The organism is Nitrospira sp. Kam-Ns4a (genome assembly GCF_965152595.1).
In genome coordinates, this window is record NZ_OZ224218.1 from 3,481,087 (window position 1) to 3,498,753 (window position 17,667).

The following is a 17,667-nucleotide window of genomic DNA, read 5'->3' on the forward strand; positions in this document are numbered from 1 at the left end:
CTTCGTTCCTCCGCCCCCTCTTCCTCTGGCGCATTGATGCGCCTGCGCCGCTGTCCCGGAGAGGCCTCGCAGCCGCTACGCGCCTGTGCTGGGCTGCCCTGAGCCAACAGGCTGAGCCGCAGGCGGCGCCTCGATGGCCTGGCCAGTCGGTGGGGTCTGCGCCGGGGCTGGCTGCGGCGGCAACGCGCTAGCCGCCTGCATCGGCGCTTGGGCCTGAGCCTGGGCTTCCGCCTCGATCGCGTCCGCTTCATGGACGGACTTCTTGAAGCCCTTGATCGCCTTGCCCAATCCCTCACCGAGTTGGGGGAGCTTCCCCGCGCCGAAGATAATCAACACGATGAACAGGATCAGAATGAGCTCCGTGAACCCGATGCTCCCAAACATAGCGATTCTCGCTCCTTGTTGATGGGAAGTCCCTCAGCCCTTCCCGGTTTCCTTGGCCCGGCGGGCGAAGCGCTCTTTCAGCTTCTGCCGAGCCTGCTCGGCCTGCTCGAACATCTTGCACTTGTCGTACATGTTGATGAGATTGTAGTAGGCCAGCGGCTCGTCCGGGTTATGCTCGACCGCATCCTCCATCACCTTGATGGCGAGATCGAATTTGTTGTGGTTGAGGGCGATATCCATCAGCTTGAAGCTCGCGTCCAGGTGACACGGATCCAGCTCCAGCGTGCGCAGATAGCACTGCATCGCCATGTCAATCGTGTTGTAGTCGGACACCGCAGGGTTGTCCAGCTCGACGTACACACCGCCCAGGTTGTACCAGGCAATCGGATCATCCGGCGTGACCTCGACCAGACGCTCGTAGTATTGCCTCGCCTCAACGAACTGTCGCTTCTCGCTGTACAGACGCCCCAGGTTGAACAACGCCAACACGTCGTACGCGTTCAGCTCTAGCGCCTTCTTAAACTGGGCCTCCGCCTCGTCGGCCATGTTCTTGGTGGCGTAGATCGTCCCGAGGTTCGAGTAGTACATCGCGAGCGACCGGTTCATCTCCAACCGGATCGCCTCGGCCATTTCGATGGATTTCTTAACCTCGGTCAGCGCGTCGTCCAGCCTCCCCTTGCTGAAATACAGCTCGCCGAGGCGGCAGCGTGCCTGGAAATCGTCCGGCTCTTGCGCCAGCAGCTTCTCCAGCTCGGCGATCTCCTCTTCGGGGGTTAGCTGCGGCTCCGGCTGCTCGACCGTCGTCCCGCCGGGATCCGGCTGCTTGGAAACGTCCTGGTCACTCATAGATGCGTCACCCGTCCCACGTTAAGAAGCCTGCCCGCCCAGGACCGGCGAGGACGCGAGCGCCCGTTCGGCAGCGCGCTCGCCCATCTGGACCGCAGCCTTGCGGCGATCCAGCACCAGCAACATGAGACCCAGCACCACCATAAGGGTCAGATGGGAGAGCTGGAGCGCGTATCCCGCGATGAACATCAGGGCCAATCCGTACCCAGCAGGACGTCCCATCATGAGCAGCTTGCTCACCGCGTAGGACCACGCCAGGAGGCCGGTCACGTACAGCACAAAGGGGAGGTAGAAGGTGTAGCCCATACCCATCTGGAAGATCCATCCGATCCCCTGGCTGGCCTTACGGACCTTCTCGGCGAGCGCCTCGTCGTACAGTCCCAGGAAGTAGTCCATAAAGAGGAGCGCCAGGAAGAGCGCCGTCGCAACGAGTGCGAAAGCGACGGCCCGTCGCCGCTGTCGCCGGTTCTTGCTTGTCCAAGCAGGAAGCCCGCCGTAGGCCCATGCGGTGAGGATGCTCGCCAGTACCATGAGCGCTTCACCCGCCCGATTGACTTCGTGGGCGAACGGCGGCATCGCCGCCACGTTCAGCAGTCCGTAGGCCGTCGAGATCGTCTGGTAATAGACCCAGCTCCCGACCCCGAGCACAAAACAGGCCACCATGATCCGTTGCGACCAGGGGCGGCCGGCAAACCCGTAGTCCGTCAGCAGCGCCACGAGGACGAGCAGGAACGCCGCGTTGTAGACCACCGAGCCCACCATCGCTGGCGGAGACACGATGAACCCAACGGTCAGGAGCAATAGGAGCGACACGGAGGCGACCACCGAGCCGTCCCGCCACCCCAGTCCCCTCCCCGTCTTCACCCGGCTAAGCAGAAGGACCAGAATCGCCAGAAACACCAAGACGGAGACGAAGTTGAGCAGGGTAAACCCGACGGAGGAGAGGGCCTGGAAGAAGACGCGGACCCAGTCGTGCTGTTCCGCAACCTTGCTGAAATGCATCCCGAGGCGGGAGATGAGCCGGTAAAGAACGAGTTCGAGCAGCCCGGCTAGCAATAACGCCTTAACGGTATATTCGAAGAGCAGACCCTGCTCTTCAAGCCTTCCCCCCTCCTTCTCCTGGAGCTCTGCAACTGCCATGGTCCTGAAGAGCCTCTCTCACCATTTTCCGCGAGGTTCGGTGTCGGATTATAGCCAGAAGCACCGAGCTCAGTCAACCCGCGACAGTGCGAGGGAGCGGCCCGATCCTACAATGCACCGGCAGTCCTGCGTCAGGAACCGGCGGGCTGTGGCACGTGCCGAGCCTGGGCTTTGGCTCGTGCGATATACAGTAGTCCGTCCGCCATGGAGTAGTTGAAGGGCAACTCGCAGACCAGCTCGCTAATCTTCTGGTACACGTGCTGATAGACCCGCTCGGCCTCCTCGGGCGTCATTCCTTCCTGGACTTCGTAGAAGAATCCGAGGCTCAAGTCCTCGGACGCGGGCCTCATGATCCGACGGATGCCATAACTCCCGGGATCCCCCATGATCGGCGCTTCCTTCTCGAGGTCGAAGAGGCAGGGCTGGCAGGAAAACCCGTAGGACGAGTTCAGCCGTGTGTGTTCGATGATGAAGTTTGCCGTCTCCATGGCTTCCGCCTCGGTCTCGGTTGGAAAGCCCACGATGATATACATATGGATCGCGATACCCAGATCCAGGCAATCCTCGGTGATCCGCCGAACGCTGTCCTGGGTGATCCCCTTTTTCATGAAGTCCATGACGCGCTGGTTGAACGACTCAAGGCCGAACACAATTTTGAGGCATCCGGCGTCGCGCATTAGCCTGAGGAGATCACGTGACAGGTTCTTCTCGAACCGCATCTCCGCGGTCCACTGGAGGCTCAGGTTCCGGTCAAGGATCTGCTGGCACAACCGCTTCGTCGGGGACAGCGCCAGGCACTCGTCGGTGAAGAAGAAGTACGGGGTATCGTATTTGTCTGATAGCGCCTGCAGCTCATCCACGGTCTTTCCCGGATCCTTCTGCCGAAAATTCTGATGGTCCAAAGTCAGCGCGCAAAAGGCACAGTCCTTGTAATAGCACCCGCGGGAAAACTGGACCGGCAGGACGGTCTGGGGCGCCAGATAGCGCCCCAGCGGAAATCCGTCGTAGTTGGGCGCCGGAAGCTGGTTGATGTTTTCCGAGTAGAAGGGCTGGTTGACCATGACCCGCCCGTTTTGCCGGTAGATGAGGTTCGGCACCTTGGCAAAGTCCCGCTTGCCGGCGAGCTGGTTGATCAGCTCGAGCAAGGCGGTCTCGCCCTCGAAGACGATAAAGTCGTCGGTAAGCTCAAACAGACTGTGACAGCGTCGCAGGTTGTCCACGAGCCGCGTGAAGATGCTTCCGCCAATGGTCACATGGACGTCGGGACGAGCCTCCTTGATGAGACGGCATAACGTCAGGCCTGGAATGATCTGGGAGGTCGCTGTGATCGACACGCCGACGAGATCCGGGTTGTCCGCGAGGATGGATCTCAGGAACCGATCCCGGAACAATCCGAGATACGGATTCTGCTCCTCGTCCCGGATGACCTTCATCAAGTCCTTGGACGAATAGATCGAGTAGTTCCCGAACTGGTTGTCCACCACGGTCAGCCTAGTGGGGAAGTAGAGGGTGGAGACGAGCTCCAGCCATTTGTCAATTAAGAAGAGGCATTCCCGATACCGATCAATGTCGTAGAACCCCTCACCGCGCAAGGAGTTTTTTGCGGGCTCGATCTGATCAATCAGGTAGGGAAATCGCTCGAGGGACTCGACCAGCCGGGCGTAATGCTCCGTGCTCCCTGGCCCCGTTTCCCCGCTCTGCCGCGCCTCCAGTTCCCGCTGCTTCTGAACGAGCCGAGCATACACCTCGTGCCCAAAGGCTTCGGTCAGGACCGTGTCTAAGATCTCGATCCCAAGGTCACGCTGGGTGACGTTCCGGACGCCGGCCTGGGCAAGGAATCCGGTGAGGGACGGCAGGCTCAGGTACGGCTGGGACGGATGCCACGTGGGGGGAAACAAAAGGGAGACTTTCATAAGACCGCCCACTACCCTAAGGATTGACTCCTGATCCACATGCCGCACGCGGTGGCGAAATCCTTTTCTCCCTTATACACCCGGGCTTTCCTCGATTGCAACCGGCGCCCCGCACAGGCCGGTCCATCCAGTCTTCTGCAAAGGGGCCAAAACAAAAGCCCCGAGCCGCCATCGTCCCCCTGGACGACCGACTCGGGGCCTTCGTTCGATGGGAAGTTTTCAAGTCCCCCGGAACGCAGTCAGCACGCTGCTGTCCGGCCTCCCGTCAGCCGATCACGGGAGCTTCAACGTGAACCAGGTCGAGATCCCCTTCATGCCGTTCCGCTCGACGTTAGAACCGTCCCACACCGCAAAGGCCACCGGGACGGACATGCCGGGCTTGAACTGCACATCGTTCGGATCACTCGTCGTCAGCGCGCGCTTCACCACGATCCGCCAGGTGGGGCCGGTGCAGCATCCCCCCTTGATCGAGCCGGCCGGCTCCCACAACCCGTTGCCGATCACGTCCTGGTGGGCCTGCGTGGTCAGCGTGCTGAAGCCGTTCGCGTTCAGGTCCTCAACCGAGCTCACGCGCAGCGTCGGATCTGACATGATGTTGCCGGACCAGATCCCGGGGTTGAAGGGTCCGAGGCTGCGGCCGATCCGGTCTGGATAGGTCACGCCGCCCGCTGGCTCCTCAAAGTAGTAGTCCCAGAAAATGCCCGGGTACTGGTCATCCACATCCCAGATGCCGGCGCTGTCCTTGCCGAGGTCCTTCTGCCACTCCGCGTTCCAGCGCCAGATGTTCACCGTACCGCCGGACTGCCCCATGCACTGGAACGGCGGCGCCCCGGACGTGTTCACCGGGAACTGAATCGCGGCCTGATCGCGGAAGTCCTGCGGCCCGATCGTCGTATCGTTCTTGGTTTGATCCGCCCAATCGAGCCGGAAGCCGATCTCCTTCCCATTGGTGACCGCTTTGACGAAGACGGACTTCACCGAGATGTTGGGATGCATCGGCGTCGTGATCGTCTGACCGCTGAGCGGCACGACAACCCCCGGCACGCCCTCCCAGATGGGGTTGGCCCCGTCCATCGGGATGGGTCCCTTGATCGCCTTGACCGGAATCGTGACCGGCTGGCTCACTGCCAGGGGCACTTGTCCGATCGTGAGTACGAACCCGATCGCCAGAGCAGAGAGAAGAATGCCCAACACAACAGCTCTGTTGCGTGTCTGCACCACTCTCATATGAATATGCCCTCCTCTCGATTAAAGATTGAAGACTCCTCTGCAACGCTACCGACGATCAATGCTTGGCTACATCGCCCCGGGCAGATGGAAGCGACGCAGCGCGAGACGGACAGGGGGTCACGCATTGCCCACCGGTCCGGATTCATCCCGTCCTTTCTCCTTGTCCAGGAACGACTGCGCGCCGACCTCGTCAAGCAGCATGCTCAGTTCGTTCCCCTGGTCCTGTGCGCCACATTCGTACGTCTGCCCTTCCGGCGCGTTGAACGTCGCCGGCCGATACTCGGCCTCCGAATAGGGCTGCGGGGTCACCCCCAGGTAGGCCGCATCGAACTCAATGAGGTCGCTGGCGAAGTCGGCCATGTACTTGAAGAACCCCGAGTCGGCCTTCCTGGCGAGCATGCGGGAGAAGAGCGGCACCCAGCGGCCAATGTGGTTCTTGACGAACTTCTTCTGGGCGTCCACGACGATCTGTGTCTTCTCGTCCCCATCGTGGCAGCGGGCGTACGACTCTTTGTAGCCGAGGAAATGCATGAACTCCAGCTCGACGCTGAGATGGTCCATGCGCTCATGGATGTCCTTGGACAGCTCCAGACCGAAGGCTCGGTAGAATCCCGCAATGTCTCCCATCACGTGGGCTTGGCCGAAGACATGGTCGTTGCCGAAGAGGGTCTCGTAGGGGGGGCAGTCGAGGCTGATGACGTTGCTAAACACGCGGCGGTGTTCAGCCTGCAGGTCCTCGAGCTTCCAATTCATACATTCCGATGTAACCCATTCCTCAATTTGATCGAGATAACCAGCGAGCGCCGTCAGCTTCTTTTTCGCCCGGTCCCCACCGATCCCGTCGAGCGACTTCTCAAGGCTCTCGATCGCCGACCGCCCATCCTCCACAAACTCGCCGCTCTGCAGGTAGTCTAGGAACTCCTCGTCTTCCGGATACAACAGGCTCCATGAGACAAGGAGGTAGAGCTTGCTTCGCCCTAAAGCCCGTTCGACCGCTGGTGAATCCTTCAGTGCGCCGACGCCTTGGCCCACTGGGGCGCCGACTCGCCGCTCAGTTTCCTTGGTGCTCATATTCGCTGATCCCCCTTCACGTCAAGCTCGAGGGTCTGACACGAGGCACAGGAGCCCTACTCCCCCCTGATCCCGACCCGCGATCTCTCGGCTCAGGTTGGCGGTATCATAGGCAAAGCCCGGAATGATGTCAAGCTCCAACTCACCCCCGCGTCGCGCAGGAAGCCTTCGCGATGAAATACTGGTTTTTCCTGTTATTACAACGGGCTAGGCGCCTGTCTGACATTGCCGCTCCTCGCGAGGCGAAGGAGGCGCCGGTGGATGCACGACCGCAGACCCCCGAAAACCGAAGGCGTGTTCGCTGGAATCCGTTGAGGATTCTTCAGGGGTCGAGAACAATGCACACCCGCCAGGCGGGTACCCGCAGGACATCGTTAGCCGCTGCAGCATGGTCAATGTCGGACAGGCTCCTAGGCTTCACTTCTCGGTCGCCGACTGGCCGCTCCCGGACGGGAGCATCCGGGCCGGCAGAACCCGAATGGCGATCTTGTCGTTGACGGTCTTGCACACCTGCTCGCACAGGCCGCACCCCACGCAGCGAGTGGCCTCAACCTGGAGACGGAAGGCCGCGAAGTCCATGGAGAGGGCCTGAGTCGGACAGTGCGACACACAGGCATGACACCCCTGCCCCGCCGTGCATAGTCGGTGGGACACGACTGCCACGCCCATCCGCACCGCTTCCTTGGACTCGACTGGCAGCAGCGCCTCGGCTTCGCAGGCTGCGATGCAGGGGAAATCCTCGCACAGGTGGCAGGGCGCTTCGTCCGGAAAAATCACCGGGGTGCCGCCGGGCGCGGCCTTGATAGCTTCATAGGGGCAGGCCTCGATGCAATCGCCGCACTGGGTGCATCGTTCGAGAAAGAGCGCTTCGGGCACGGCGCCGGGGGGTCTGAGCCAGTCCTGCCGCGCCGGCGGCGTCGGCTTGGGCTTTTCAGAGGGAGCGTCCCGGTGCTTGACGTACTCGTGGGCAGTCCTGATAAAGGAGAGCGCCGAGTCCTTCAAGAAATGGCGGCGGCCGTATTGCGGATCGCTGCCCATACGTGGTCTACCTACATGACGCCATCCGCCCGTAGCTTGTAGACCTCGACGCACCGGTCGCACGCGCCAAACTCCACGTCCCAGCCCGGATGGTTTTCCCTGATAAAATCGAGGACGTACTTTTCCACCTTGTGCTCGAGGTCTTCAACCCAGGAGTAGGTCGGGAAGCGGCACAGCGGACAGGGGAAGCCCGGCATAAGCATGACCTTGTTGTGAACCTCCGGGACCTCTCCGCCTTCCGTCTCGATCGCCCGCTCCATCACGCGCAACGTATCAGTCGCCATGTCCACCAGCTCGGAATGCGTGAACATGTCCGATTGCCACAGCCCTTCGAAGACCGCCTTGAGCTGGGCCGGCGGAATCTTGCGGTACCAGGACCGGAATTCCTTGAACCGGTCTTCCTTCGTCAGCATCGGTTCTTTCCCGGCCCGGGTGAGCCGGCTGTCGATGTTCAGACACCACAGCACCCGGTACCGATGCAAGATCAGGGTCTCTTCGCCGGGATTCTGGCCGACCTTGGTGTCTGGATCGTAGTTGAAGGCCTCGTCCAGCATGTCGGCGATATGGGTCAGCTCATGCCGGCAGTAGCGGGTCAGGGCGGGATCGTAGAAGCGGCGCGGGATCAATTTGATCCCGACGCCCTTGAGCCCCTTCTCCTCGAATTGCTTCGCCAGATCCTGCTCCACCGAGCCCCACTTCCGCAGGATGTCCACGCCCTCCTGATCCTCTTTCAGCACGCCCTTCACCAGGACAATGCCGATTTTTTCTTTTAGTGTCGGAAACTCGTCGAACGCGTCGCGGATGATGTCCGAGAAGCCCCAGATCCCGAAAAGGTACTGGTAGAGCTTCTTAAACTCCGCCTCACGATCGTCGAGGGAGAACTTTTCGTAGATCGGATCGGCAAGCTCGTGGAACTCGCGGTAGTAGGTTGGATCGCCCTCCCGTTCGGTCTTCTCGACAAAGGAGTCAATAACCTCCTGGAGCAAGGCGGGCTGGAACCTGATTTCCATACCGGTCTCTCTCCCCTGACGGCCTCGCGCGGGAGAGCACGCCTCTGATGGAGCAAGCCTCGATCGTTGGGCCGCGAGGCGGTGGGCCACCCCGCGGCCAACGACGGCTTGACTTGGCTCCGCGGCTTCCCCTATGATGCACGCGATTCAGACGTCAATGATTGATTATAGTTGGTGATTCGATGATTTGCAAACCGGGTCCGAGCCGCGAAGGAGGCGCCGACCTGGTTGCCTGAATCTCGTCCAGGACCTCTCATGACCGATGCATCCGCAATCCAGCCCCAGGGAGGCCAGCCGTCGGGCGTTGCCCCGGCACCGGCCCCGCCCACGCCGCCGGCGATTGACTTCCTCGAATACTGGAAAGCCGGAGCCAGGGAGGTGAAGACCTTTCGGGGCCACTCGCACGGGGTCTGGACCGTCGCCTATGCCCCGGACGGCCTGACGCTCGCCAGCGGCGGCGTGGACCGGTTCGTCCGGATCTGGGACATTGAGACCGGGCGGCTGCTCCGATCGCTGCGAGGCCACACCCACGACATCCGGGCCGCGCTCTTCACCCCGGACGGGCAGATCCTGATCACGGGCAGCGAGGACCGCACGATCCGGATGTGGAATCCCAAGACCGGCGAGCCGACCAAGCTGCTCTTTACGCGCTACGACCATAACATCTGCACCCTGTCTCTGTCGCCCGATGGCTTGATGCTGGCCCGCGGGAGCCACAACAAGGACATCAAGATCTGGGAGGTGACGACCGGGACCGAGCTGATGACGCTCCTCGGGCGTGACCCCTACGATCATCACTGGACGCCATGCGTCGCGTTCTCGCCCGACGGCATCCATTTGGCCAGCGGCAGCGACATCGGTAAAATTAAGATCTGGGAAGTCCTGCCGAGCGGCGAGGAAAAGGTGCTCCTCGACGGGCACTGGAAGGAGGTGCTCGACGACGACACGACGGAATATCGCGGGTTCTTCGTCGAGGACGAAGGCGGATTCCAGAAGCCGATGGAATACTGGATCGGCGCGATGACCTTCACCCCGGACGGCAAGATCCTGATCAGCGGTAGCCGCGACTCGACGATCAAGTTTTTCGAGATGCCCTCCGGGACCGAGCTGCGGACCTTGAAGGGGCACGCGGGTTGGATACGCCATCTGGCCGTATCCCCTGACGGCAAGGTCCTGGTCAGCGCGAGCGACGATCAGACGATCAAGATGTGGGACATCGCCACGGGCCGCCAGTTCCGGACCCTGCGCGGACACCAGGGCGGCGTGCGCGGGCTGGCGTTTTCGCCGGACGGGCTTCGGCTCGCCTCCGCTTCGTGGGATCGAACCGTCAAGCTATGGGAAGGAGGCGCCTCGTAGCGCGCGCCCTGCGTCCTCCTACTCCTCCTCCGGCTCGGGTTTTCCCGCCGCAATGCCGTAACGCTTGCACTTCTCCCACAGGGCCTTCCTCGACAGCCCCAGTAGTTTCGCGGCGGCGGTCCGGCTGCCCTCGGTTCGCTCGAGCGCAGCCAGGATGTACTGCCGCTCGAACTGCTCCCGGGCGGCGGCGAGCGGTTCCGGCATCCCGCCCGGGCCGGCCTTTCCCGTCAGCCCTTCGCTGCAGAAGCCACAGCTCTCCTGCGGTGGCCCGCCGAGGAACGGGCAGGAAGGAAACCCACACAGATCCCACGCCTGCACCTCCTCGTTGGGTCGCCCTAGCGCCACAGCCCGCTCGACCATGTTCTCCAATTCCCGGATGTTGCCCGGAAACGAGTACTTCAGCAGCACCTCCCGCGCCCCCTGCGAGAATCCCTTGAGCGGCTTGTTCATGCTGGCGCACCGGCTCTGCAGCATGTGGTCGGCGATCAATAGGATGTCCTCGCGCCGCTCGCGCAACGGCGGCAGCAGGATCGGCACAACGTGCAGCCGGTAGTACAGGTCCTCTCGGAAGCGGCCCTGGGCCACCTCCTTCTTCAGGTCTTTCTGGGTCGCGCACACGAGGCGCACGTCCACCTCGATGGTTTCGTTTCCGCCGACCCGCTCAAACTGCCGCTCCTGGAGGACCCGGAGGAGCTTGACTTGGACGACCGGGGAGATCTCGCCGATTTCGTCCAGGAACAGCGTGCCTTTGTGGGCGAGCTCGAACCGGCCGCGGCGCTGCCGCAACGCTCCGGTGAAAGCACCCCTTTCGTGTCCGAACAGCTCCGCCTCAAGCAGCGCTTCTGGCAGGGCCGCACAGCTCACCTTGATGAGCGCCTGGTCCCGGCGCGGACTGTTCCGGTGAATGGCGTTGGCGACCAGCTCCTTGCCCGTCCCGCTCTCGCCGACGATCAACACAGTCGAATCCGTCGCGGCCACCAGCTTGATCTTTTCCATCACCTCGCGCATCCGCTCGTTCTTGCCGAGGATGCCCTGGAAGTTGAACTTGCCCTCCAGCTCCTCCCGCAGGAGTTGGTTCTCCTGCCGCAGCGCCAGCACCTTGCTGACCCGATCCACGATGAGGAGCAACTCCTCCATCGAGAAGGGCTTCGTGATGTAGTCGTAGGCTCCAAGCTTCATGGCCTCGACTGCCGTCTCGACCGATCCGTGTGCCGTGATCACGATGACCTCCGTCCGGGGCGAGCGTTGCTTGCAGACTTGCAGGAGGTCGAGCCCGTCGGGGCCAGGAAGGCGCAGGTCGGTGATCAGGATGTCGAAGACCTCCTTCCCGAGAATCTGGGCGCCCTCGTCCCCGGTCGCGGCAGCCCGCACCTCGTACCCGACCGCTTTCAGCGCATCGGACATGGACAGCCGCATCAGCGGCTCGTCGTCAATGATGAGGATCGCCGGAGGTTTCATGCCGTCCTCCCCGCCGGTGCCCGGTCACGGGTGAGGGGCAGGCAGACGGTGAACACCGTGCCCTTGCCTACTTCGCTCTCCACGAGGATCTGCCCGCCGTGCCGCTCCACGATGCCCAGGCTGACGGAGAGCCCCAAGCCGGTGCCTTCCCCCGTCGCCTTCGTAGTGAAGAACGGATCGAAGATGCGCGGCAGGATGTGGGGCGGAATGCCGGATCCGGTGTCCTCGACGTCAATAGCGCAGGCGCTCCCCGCCAACCGCGTGCGGATCGTGATCACCCCGCCGCCCTTGATCGCCTGGATAGCGTTCAGGATCAGGTTCATCAACACCTGCTCGATCATGTGGCGGTCCACCATCAGCGCGGGCAGGTCCGGTTGGAGCTGCTTCGCGAGCCGGATCCGGCTCGCGACAAAGGCGTGGTTGGTGAGCACGAGCACCCGTTCGACCAGGGCGTTGATGTCCGTGCTGGAGAGCTCCGGCTCGTGCTGTTGGGAGAAATCCAGGAGCTGGCGGACGATCTTCTGGACCCGCCGCAACCCGTCTTCCATCGAGACGAGATACTCCTCCTGTCGCGCCGGCGACAGACTCCCCTTCCGGATGTTGTAGAGGCAGTTGAGGATTCCGCCGAGCGGGTTGTTGATCTCGTGCGCGACGCCCGCCGCCAGCTTCCCGACGGAGGCCAGCTTCTCCGACTTGAGGATCTGCTGCTCGAGCTTCTTTGTGTCGGTAATATCCCGGGCAATGCCAAGGACGCCCTGGATGCGTCCATCGGCGTCGAAGAGCGGCGACACGCTCACGGTCACCGCACGGGCCTCCCCCGCCCGGCTCATGACCTCCACCTCGTAGACCTGCTTGGTCCCGATGTCCAGCGTGCTCTTCAGCCGCCGCCCGCGATGTCGCTTGGACAGGAGCGAGAGGTATGGCCGTCCCAGCAGATCCTCCTTCCGATAGCCCCAAATGGCCACCTTGCTGTTCACGTACGTGAAGCGCTGGTCTGCATCCAGCGTGTAAATGACGTCGTTCGCGTTCTCCAGCAGGTTTTCCAGGTATTGCTTTGTCTCCTCGATTTCCTGCGTCCGTTGCCGGACCTTATCCTCCAGCTCTTCGCTGTATTCCTGGAGCTGCTGCTCCAGCCGTTTCCGCTCCGTGATGTCGCGGAGCTGCACCATCACGGAGACCGCCGAGCCCTCGGCGATGCGGATCAGGTCCATCTCGACTGGCACGGGCATGCCTGCACTGTTGGCGACCTCGATTTCCTGGGTGGGGACCTGGCGCTCGCCCAGGACGATCTTCTCCAACAAGCCCTTGGTCACCGCCCGGTGCCGCGGCAGGACTAGCTCGAGGAACGGGCGTCCGAGGACCTGGGCCTCCCCATACCCGAGCACCTGCTCCTCCCGCTTATTGACCGCGGCGATGGTCCCGTCGGGGTTCACCATGAAGACCGAATCCGCCGCCAGATTGAAGATCGTGCGATACCGCTTTTCAGACTCGGAGAGCTGCTGGGTTCGGACCGCGATCTCCTGCTCGAGCTGCGTCGTATAGCGCTGCACCTTCTGCTCGAGGAGCTTCCGCTGGGTGATGTCCCGGACGAAGGCCCGCGAGTAGAGTAGCCCTCCGCCCTGGGGATCGAAGAGCGCCGTGGAGTGGATCTCCACGTCAATCGGCTGACCGTCCCGGGTCAGGAACACCGTCTCGATCGAGCCGCGCCCCTCGACCATGAGGCGTTCCAGGAAGGCCAGCACCTCGGGCTCCCGTCCCTTGGGGACGATGTCCCACAGGTGCATGCGTAGCATCTCGTCCAACGTGTACCCCAGCTTGTCCAGTTCGGTCTGGTTCACGTGGACAAACTGCCCCGCCTTGTTGACCTGGTGGATCATCTCCGGCGAGTTCTCGATCAGGTCTCGATACTTCTCCTCGAGGAGCCGGATCTCCGCCATCCGCTGCTGCAACTGGCCGAAGGACTGCTGGAGATTGGCGGCCATCCGGTTGAACGCGTCCGCCAGATGCTCGATCTCGTCGCCGGTTGTCAACGTGAGGCGCTGGTCCAGGTTCCCGGCCCCCAGACGCTGGGCACCATCGTGCAGGACCTGGATCGGCCGCACCAGCCGCCGGGCGACGATCAGCCCCGTCAGGCACAGTACGGCAAAGACCACGGCGCCATACGCCGCCACCTTGACGAGCAACTGGTCCAGCGGCGCGTAGGTCTCCTCCGGACTCTGGCGCACAAAGGTGAGCCAGTGCTTGCCCCCGAGACTGTCCGGTGCCAGCCGGTCCGTCAGGCGAACCGGCGAAAAGCCGACGATCGCGTTGCGTCCACCGTGGGAGTCGTCCGCCACGACGTCCCAGCCCGCCTGCGGGCTCGCGATCACCCGCACGAGCGCGGGGGTGATAGCGTGCTCCTCCGGCGCCAGCACCGGGCAGATGAGCGGGGTCCCGTCGGAGCTGACGAGCATGGCGTGCCCGGTCGCCCCAATCGCCACATCCGAAAGGGAGTGGAAGAGGGAGTCGCGCTTGAGCAGGACGGTGACCGCGCCGATGGCCGTCTGCTGGTCCTCATCGTAGACTGGCACGGAGGTGTTCACCACGTGGGTGCCGAAGGAGGGATCGAAGTAGATGTCGCTGACGTACACCTGCCCGCGCCCCCTGTTGAAGACGGCTTGCCACCAGGCGCTCCTCCCGTAGTAGTACTCCACCTGGGGGATCGAGCTGACGACCAGGGCGCCATGGTTATCCGTGACAAAGATCCCCAGGTAATCGGACTTCCGGATCTCGTGCCACCGGATCAGGTAGTTCGTGACGATCCGGTTGATGAACACGGGAAACTCGCTTTGCCGCTCCCGCTGCCGCCAGCGCTGTTGCCAATCCCGGATCATTTCCCGGACGTTCCGTTCCTCCCGCCCGGCGTAGCTGCGGTTCGATTCCTTGACCGCCGTCCGCACGAAGGGGGTGGAGCCGAGCTGCTGGGCCTCGTTGATCCCTCTGGTGATCTGCATTTCAATGCGCCGGGCCGCCTCGACGGCCATTTCCTTGAAGTTGGCCCCGATCGTATCTCGGAGGGCGCGGCGCTCTTCGATGTAAGTCAGGAGAAGGGACAGGGTAAGCGGGAGCAGTCCCACCATGATGATGGCGGTAATTACCTTCCGCTGGAGGCTGTGAGACCGGCTCCAGAGTTTCATTCCGGTAACGGAGTGGAAAGTTCTAAGTCTTCATTTTCATTGAGGCTCCCTCGAATGTCAAGAATTGGTAACGCGCCGGAGGCCCTTTGCTACCCCCGCCGGAGCATCCGGCCGTAGCCGCCAGGCCAGATCAGGAGCAGCGGGCTGGCGACGAAGATGGACGAATAGGTCCCGATCAGGACTCCCCACAGCAGCGCCAGCGAGAAATCGTGCAGGACCTCCCCACCGGCCAGCGTCAAGGGGATCAGCACCAGCACTACGGTCAAGCTCGTCACAATCGTTCGGCTCAGCACCTGATTGATGCCGCTGTTGATGACGGTCTCGATCGCGTCGCGGCGCCGGGTCTTCAGATTTTCCCGGATCCGATCGAACACGACCACCGTGTCCGTCAGCGAATAGCCCGCGAGGGTCAGGAGCGCGGTCACAACCAACAGCGTGATCTCCTTGTCGAGCACGTAGAAGCCCCCGAGCACGGCCAGCACGTCGTGAAACGTCGCGATGGCCGCTGCCACGCCGAACCGAAACTCAAAGCGGGCCGCGATATACATGATGATGCCCGCGAAGGAGATCAGCACGGCAATCAGCGCGTCCTCCTGCAGCTTCTTCCCGATAGTCGGCCCGATCTCGGTCGAGGAGTCCACGACGAACTTGTTGTCAGGAAAGGCCTTGCCAAAGATAGAGAGCACCCGCTCGGCGACCTTCTCTTCGATCGTCGTCGCCGCCTTCACCCGCACCAGGATCTTGTTCTCCTCGACGAACTCTTGCAGATCGGCGTTCGGCAACCCGTTGGTTTCCAGCGCCGCCCGCACCTCATCAATCCGGATCGGGCGCTCGAACTTCACCTGCACGGCAGTACCCCCGGCGAAATCAATCCCGAGGTTTGCCGCACCCCTGGCGATCTGGACGACCGCGACCAGGCCCAGGACCACGAGCACGCCGGAGAAGACGAACGCCATGTTCCGCTTCCCCATGAAGTCAACGTTGGTCTTGCCGAGAATCTCTAGCATGCCTGCTCCTTCTCCAGACGCGTTCCGCCCCGTCAGATGCTCAGCTCCTGCAGCTTGCGGCGCTGGTTGATCAGGTCGAAGATCACTTTCGTGCCAACGAGCGCCGTAAAGAGATTGATCGCGATGCCCAGGCACAGGGTCACGGCGAATCCCTTGATCGGCCCCGTCCCGAAGAGAAAGAGGGCCAGCCCGGTGATCAGCGTCGTCACATGGGAGTCAATGATGGTCAGGAGCGCCTTATCATAGCCGCCGTCCACAGCGAGCCGGACTGGCTTGCCTTGCCGGAGTTCCTCCCGGATCCGCTCGAAGATCAGCACGTTCGAGTCCACGCCCATCCCGATCGTCAGAATGATCCCGGCGATGCCGGGCAGCGTGAGCGTCGCGTTCAGCCCTGCCAGGGCCCCGATCAAGCAGATCAGGTTGAGCGCCAGCGCGAAATCCGCGATCACCCCAGAGAGTTTGTAGTACACCACCATGAAGCCGACGACGAGCAGGCCGGCGACGATCGTGGCCCGGATGCCCTTCTCGATCGAGTCGCGCCCGAGCGACGGCCCGACCGTCAGATCCTGAATGATCTTGAGCGGCGCCGGCAGGGCGCCCGCCCGGAGCACAATCGCTAGGTCATTCGCCTCCTGCACGGTGAAGGAGCCGGTGATCTGCGCCCGGCCGCCGCTGATGCGCTCCTGGATCACCGGCGCGGAATAGACCGTGTTGTCGAGCACGATCGCCATCCGCTTCTTCACGTTCTCGGCTGTGATCCGCTCGAATTCGCGCGCCCCTTTCGCATCGAAGCTCACTGCCACGTAGGGCTCGTTGAACTGGCCGATCGAGACGCGGGCGTCGCTCAGCACGTCGCCGGCCAGCATCACCCGTTTCTTCACCAGGTAGGGTACGCGGAACTCCCGACCGGAGTCCTGATCTACCACGCGCTCGAACAGGATCTCGTCCCCCTCCGGGATCTGACCGTGGATCTGCTTGAGGAATTCCTCCTCCTGCCCCTTCGGAATCCGTTGGGGCAGCTCCCTGCGCAGCTTGCTGTCCTCGTCGAGCAGCTTGAACTCCAGCAGGGCCGTCTCCTTGATCAGGTCCTTGGCGCGCTTGGGCTCCTTGATCCCCGGAAGCTGGACGACGATCTGCTTGAGGCCCTGCCGCTGGATCAGGGGCTCCGCCACACCGAACTGGTCAATGCGGTTCCGAATGGTCTCCAGTGCCTGATTGATGGCGGAGTCCTTCAGGCGTTTGATCTCGGTCTCGCGGAGCTGGTAGACGAGCCGGTTGGCTTGGCGCTCGGTCTCCACCTCGAAGAAAGATGGAAACTCCTCCATCACCTTCTGCACCTGCGACTGGAGTTCCGCGTTCTGAAACGCCAGGGTCACTTGATTCGAGCCAGTGCGCTTGACAGACTCCACCGGGATCTTCTTGTCCACCAGCATGTCCTGAATCGCGTTGACGGACCGATCCACCGCAATCTCCACGGCGCGATCTTCATCCACCTCCAGGACCAGGTGGATGCCGCCCTGGAGATCCAGACCGAGGGCGATGCCCTTGGACGGGAGCACCTTCTTGAGCCATCCCGGCAGAGACCGATAAAGCGCAGGATAGGAAGGGAGGAAAAACGCGATTGAGAGGATGACGACCACGCCCAGCAATGCGAACCGCCCGCCGACTTTCTTCATACCCTCCTCAAGCCTTTCACCCTAACTCTTCTTCATACTATTCTTCGTCATCGGTCCGCAGTCGGGCGATGTGCTCCCGCTGGATCTTGACCTTCGTATTGTCGGCGATCTGCAGCGTCACGGTCTCCTTGCCGATGTTGCTGACCGTGCCCCAAAGCCCAGAGGATGTCACCACCTTGTCCCCCTTCTTTAAGGAAGCCAGCATCTCCCGGAGCTGCTTCTGCTTCCTCTGCTGCGGCAGGATGAGCAGGAAGTAGAAGATCACAAAGATCAGCACGAACGGGACCAGGGAGAGCAACAGATTACCTCCGCCGCTCCCCGCCGCACCCGTTCCCTGCGCCCATACCAATGAGGTCAGCATC

Annotated in this window: 14 protein-coding genes; 1 reads left to right on the plus strand and 13 read right to left on the minus strand. The window is 62.4% G+C overall.

The window, feature by feature from the left end; all coding sequences use genetic code 11:
- Positions 1 to 75 precede the first annotated feature (75 nt).
- The 8 genes from tatA to ACWHYQ_RS17455 form a co-directional block, all read right to left on the minus strand.
- Complete coding sequence (tatA, locus tag ACWHYQ_RS17420; protein ID WP_447973374.1) at positions 76 to 384, minus strand: twin-arginine translocase TatA/TatE family subunit; 309 nt, start codon at positions 382 to 384, stop codon at positions 76 to 78.
- A gap of 33 nt (positions 385 to 417) precedes the next feature.
- Positions 418 to 1,230 (minus strand): tetratricopeptide repeat protein, encoded by an 813-nt coding sequence (locus tag ACWHYQ_RS17425; protein ID WP_447973375.1) that lies wholly within the window; start codon positions 1,228 to 1,230, stop codon positions 418 to 420.
- 21 nt (positions 1,231 to 1,251) lie between these two features.
- On the minus strand, positions 1,252 to 2,370 hold the full coding sequence (locus ACWHYQ_RS17430) for a hypothetical protein (protein WP_447973376.1): 1,119 nt from the start codon (positions 2,368 to 2,370) through the stop codon (positions 1,252 to 1,254).
- Between the two features lie 131 nt (positions 2,371 to 2,501).
- Complete coding sequence (locus tag ACWHYQ_RS17435) at positions 2,502 to 4,283, minus strand: B12-binding domain-containing radical SAM protein (protein WP_447973377.1); 1,782 nt, start codon at positions 4,281 to 4,283, stop codon at positions 2,502 to 2,504.
- Between the two features lie 273 nt (positions 4,284 to 4,556).
- Positions 4,557 to 5,510 carry an ethylbenzene dehydrogenase-related protein gene (locus tag ACWHYQ_RS17440; RefSeq protein ID WP_447973378.1) on the minus strand — a complete coding sequence of 318 codons (954 nt, stop codon included), beginning with the start codon at positions 5,508 to 5,510 and terminating at the stop codon, positions 4,557 to 4,559.
- A 120-nt stretch (positions 5,511 to 5,630) separates the two neighbouring features.
- On the minus strand, positions 5,631 to 6,584 hold the full coding sequence (locus tag ACWHYQ_RS17445; RefSeq protein WP_447973379.1) for a TorD/DmsD family molecular chaperone: 954 nt from the start codon (positions 6,582 to 6,584) through the stop codon (positions 5,631 to 5,633).
- A 417-nt stretch (positions 6,585 to 7,001) separates the two neighbouring features.
- Positions 7,002 to 7,622, minus strand: coding sequence for a 4Fe-4S dicluster domain-containing protein (locus ACWHYQ_RS17450; RefSeq protein WP_447973380.1), 621 nt, complete (start codon positions 7,620 to 7,622; stop codon positions 7,002 to 7,004).
- Positions 7,623 to 7,633: 11 nt separating this feature from the next.
- The gene (locus tag ACWHYQ_RS17455) at positions 7,634 to 8,632 is read right to left on the minus strand and encodes a hypothetical protein (RefSeq protein ID WP_447973381.1); all 999 of its coding nucleotides are present in this window, start codon (positions 8,630 to 8,632) and stop codon (positions 7,634 to 7,636) included.
- Positions 8,633 to 8,887: 255 nt separating this feature from the next.
- On the opposite strand from ACWHYQ_RS17455, the gene ACWHYQ_RS17460 reads away from it, so the two are divergent.
- On the plus strand, positions 8,888 to 9,988 hold the full coding sequence (locus ACWHYQ_RS17460; RefSeq protein WP_447973382.1) for a WD40 repeat domain-containing protein: 1,101 nt from the start codon (positions 8,888 to 8,890) through the stop codon (positions 9,986 to 9,988).
- Between the two features lie 18 nt (positions 9,989 to 10,006).
- Here ACWHYQ_RS17460 and ACWHYQ_RS17465 read toward each other — a convergent pair whose 3' ends face one another.
- The 5 genes from ACWHYQ_RS17465 to yajC form a co-directional block, all read right to left on the minus strand.
- Positions 10,007 to 11,446 (minus strand): sigma-54-dependent transcriptional regulator, encoded by a 1,440-nt coding sequence (locus tag ACWHYQ_RS17465; protein WP_447973383.1) that lies wholly within the window; start codon positions 11,444 to 11,446, stop codon positions 10,007 to 10,009.
- Positions 11,443 to 14,565 carry a PAS domain S-box protein gene (locus ACWHYQ_RS17470; protein ID WP_447973384.1) on the minus strand — a complete coding sequence of 1,041 codons (3,123 nt, stop codon included), beginning with the start codon at positions 14,563 to 14,565 and terminating at the stop codon, positions 11,443 to 11,445. Before ACWHYQ_RS17470 ends, ACWHYQ_RS17465 begins: the two co-directional genes overlap by 4 nt.
- 146 nt (positions 14,566 to 14,711) lie before the next feature.
- Entirely contained in the window at positions 14,712 to 15,629 is a 918-nt protein-coding gene (gene secF, locus ACWHYQ_RS17475; RefSeq protein WP_447973385.1) for a protein translocase subunit SecF, read from the minus strand.
- A gap of 32 nt (positions 15,630 to 15,661) precedes the next feature.
- Entirely contained in the window at positions 15,662 to 17,305 is a 1,644-nt protein-coding gene (gene secD, locus ACWHYQ_RS17480; RefSeq protein WP_447973386.1) for a protein translocase subunit SecD, read from the minus strand.
- A gap of 37 nt (positions 17,306 to 17,342) precedes the next feature.
- Entirely contained in the window at positions 17,343 to 17,666 is a 324-nt protein-coding gene (gene yajC, locus ACWHYQ_RS17485; RefSeq protein WP_447975586.1) for a preprotein translocase subunit YajC, read from the minus strand.
- Position 17,667 lies beyond the last annotated feature (1 nt).

Bases quoted from the DNA above. Each gene is read 5' to 3' on its own strand.
- ACWHYQ_RS17430 (WP_447973376.1), bottom strand. From the start codon at position 2,370: ATGGCAGTTGCAGAGCTCCAGGAGAAGGAGGGGGGAAGGCTTGAAGAG.
- secD (WP_447973386.1), bottom strand. From the start codon at position 17,305: ATGAAGAAAGTCGGCGGGCGGTTCGCATTGCTGGGCGTGGTCGTCATC.
- ACWHYQ_RS17450 (WP_447973380.1), bottom strand. From the start codon at position 7,622: ATGGGCAGCGATCCGCAATACGGCCGCCGCCATTTCTTGAAGGACTCG.
- yajC (WP_447975586.1), bottom strand. From the start codon at position 17,666: ATGCTGACCTCATTGGTATGGGCGCAGGGAACGGGTGCGGCGGGGAGC.
- ACWHYQ_RS17440 (WP_447973378.1), bottom strand. From the start codon at position 5,510: ATGAGAGTGGTGCAGACACGCAACAGAGCTGTTGTGTTGGGCATTCTT.
- tatA (WP_447973374.1), bottom strand. From the start codon at position 384: ATGTTTGGGAGCATCGGGTTCACGGAGCTCATTCTGATCCTGTTCATC.
- ACWHYQ_RS17460 (WP_447973382.1), top strand. From the start codon at position 8,888: ATGACCGATGCATCCGCAATCCAGCCCCAGGGAGGCCAGCCGTCGGGC.
- ACWHYQ_RS17465 (WP_447973383.1), bottom strand. From the start codon at position 11,446: ATGAAACCTCCGGCGATCCTCATCATTGACGACGAGCCGCTGATGCGG.
- secF (WP_447973385.1), bottom strand. From the start codon at position 15,629: ATGCTAGAGATTCTCGGCAAGACCAACGTTGACTTCATGGGGAAGCGG.
- ACWHYQ_RS17435 (WP_447973377.1), bottom strand. From the start codon at position 4,283: ATGAAAGTCTCCCTTTTGTTTCCCCCCACGTGGCATCCGTCCCAGCCG.
- ACWHYQ_RS17445 (WP_447973379.1), bottom strand. From the start codon at position 6,584: ATGAGCACCAAGGAAACTGAGCGGCGAGTCGGCGCCCCAGTGGGCCAA.
- ACWHYQ_RS17425 (WP_447973375.1), bottom strand. From the start codon at position 1,230: ATGAGTGACCAGGACGTTTCCAAGCAGCCGGATCCCGGCGGGACGACG.
- ACWHYQ_RS17470 (WP_447973384.1), bottom strand. From the start codon at position 14,565: ATGGTGGGACTGCTCCCGCTTACCCTGTCCCTTCTCCTGACTTACATC.
- ACWHYQ_RS17455 (WP_447973381.1), bottom strand. From the start codon at position 8,632: ATGGAAATCAGGTTCCAGCCCGCCTTGCTCCAGGAGGTTATTGACTCC.